Raw genomic sequence first — 1,751 nt, forward strand, 5'->3', positions numbered from 1 at the left:
GCTCTCCCTTCTAGGCCCGCTGCGGCATCCCGCAACCCTTCGCTTGACGCTTCGGGTCCTCCTCTTCGTTCCGGTCCTTCGGATGCGGGCCGCCTTGGACGTCGGGCCTTTCCGGTCGCTTTCGCCGCCCACCCCGCTTCCGGGGAGGGCGCGGGATTGAAGAGCGGAGGACCAGACGATGGGTGCAAAATACAAGCGTTCCGGTAGCCGAGAGGCTGGCGCAGGCAAGAGCGGGCGCACGGGCGCCAGCCTTTATCAGGAAATCACAGATCGCATCATCGCCGAGCTGGAGCGCGGCACGGTGCCATGGGTCAAGCCATGGGGCAGTGCGAAGGCCGGCCTCGGCCTGCCCAGCAACGCGGCCACCGGTCGCCGCTATTGCGGCATCAACATCCTGATCCTTTGGGGCGCGGTCATCGAGCGGGCTTACCCAAGCCAGAACTGGCTCACTTTCCGGCAGGCGCTTGCCCTTGGCGGCAACGTCAGGAAGGGCGAACACGGCACAACAATAGTGCATGCTGACCGGTTCGTCCCAAAGGTCGAAAAGGAACGCGCCAAGACGGATGGCGACGAACCGCATGCCGTGCCCTTTTTGAAGCGCTTCACCGTCTTCAATGTCGCGCAATGCGACAACCTGCCCGACCACCTCCATGCCGCCGCCGAACCGCTGCCCGAGCGTCAGATCATCCCGCAGGCCGAGGCGCTGATTCACGACTGCGGCGCGGATTTCAGGATCGGCGGCGATCGCGCTTTTTACATGCCGGGCAGCGACTTCATTCAGGTGCCGCCGCAGCCCGCTTTCTTTCATCAGATCGACTATTACCGCACCTGTTTCCACGAGCTTGGCCACTGGACCGGCCATCCGACCCGGCTTGCGCGCGACCTTTCCGGCTCGTTCCGCTCCAAGACCTATGCGCGCGAGGAACTGGTCGCCGAAATCTGCGCCGCCTTCGTCTGCAGCTCTCTCGCCATCGAGCCGACCGTGCGCCATGCCGACTACATCGGCTCATGGCTCACCGTGCTGCGCGAGGACAACCGCGCCATTTTCCGCGCCGCCAGCCAAGCTTCCAAAGCCGCCGATTTCCTGCTCGGCCCTCACAGCAACGCCGAAGCCTCGGACCGTGAGGAGATCGCGGCGTGAAGGCGCGCGATCCCCAGGCGCTGCCGACCGAGACGACGCCGGAAGGCGAGCAGACCCTCATTCCCGGTGTCCGGCCCGTCACCACGCGCGACCGGCTTTGCCTTCTCACGGACGCGCCCATGCGGCCACGCAAGGCGCAAAAGCCGCTCGATATCGGCCTGTTCGACGACTGCACCCGCAACCAGCTCGACCTGTTTTGACAAGGAGTTTTGCCATGATCCTCATTACCGACGACCTTCGCGCCCGGCTGCTCGCCAATGGCGCGGCCGAAACAGAAACCGACCATCACCCGGTCGTCAAACTGTTCGATCCCACCGGGCCCGCGACCTGGCTCTTGAGCGAACTCGACGCCGACGGCGACACGCTGTTCGGCCTGTGCGACCTCGGCCTCGGCTTCCCGGAACTGGGCAGCGTCAGCCTTGCCGAGCTTGAAAGCGTCAAGGGACGGCTTGGCCTCGGCATCGAGCGCGACCGCTATTTCAAGGCCGAGTTTGCGCTCTCCGTCTATGCCGAAGCCGCTCGGCTGTCCTGCCACATCACCGAGGACGAGCGGCTTTTGCGACAGGCAGCGGAAGCACTTGCCAAATCCGGTTCCGAGCTTCCGCCGGAC

3 protein-coding genes are annotated in these 1,751 nt (G+C 64.9%); all 3 read left to right on the forward strand.

What is annotated here, in order from left to right; genetic code table 11:
• Positions 1–178: 178 nt before the first annotated feature.
• Positions 179–1,141, forward strand: a complete 963-nt coding sequence (locus EOA29_RS35380; protein ID WP_127222320.1) for a zincin-like metallopeptidase domain-containing protein — start codon at positions 179–181, stop codon at positions 1,139–1,141.
• Positions 1,138–1,341 (forward strand): hypothetical protein, encoded by a 204-nt coding sequence (locus EOA29_RS35385; RefSeq protein WP_127222321.1) that lies wholly within the window; start codon positions 1,138–1,140, stop codon positions 1,339–1,341. Before EOA29_RS35380 ends, EOA29_RS35385 begins: the two co-directional genes overlap by 4 nt.
• Positions 1,342–1,355: 14 nt before the next feature.
• Positions 1,356–1,751: DUF2958 domain-containing protein (locus EOA29_RS35390; RefSeq protein WP_145970010.1), on the forward strand; the 396-nt coding region annotated here is incomplete at its 3' end.

It is taken from the genome of Mesorhizobium sp. M1E.F.Ca.ET.063.01.1.1 (genome assembly GCF_003998155.1).
GTDB lineage: Bacteria > Pseudomonadota > Alphaproteobacteria > Rhizobiales > Rhizobiaceae > Mesorhizobium.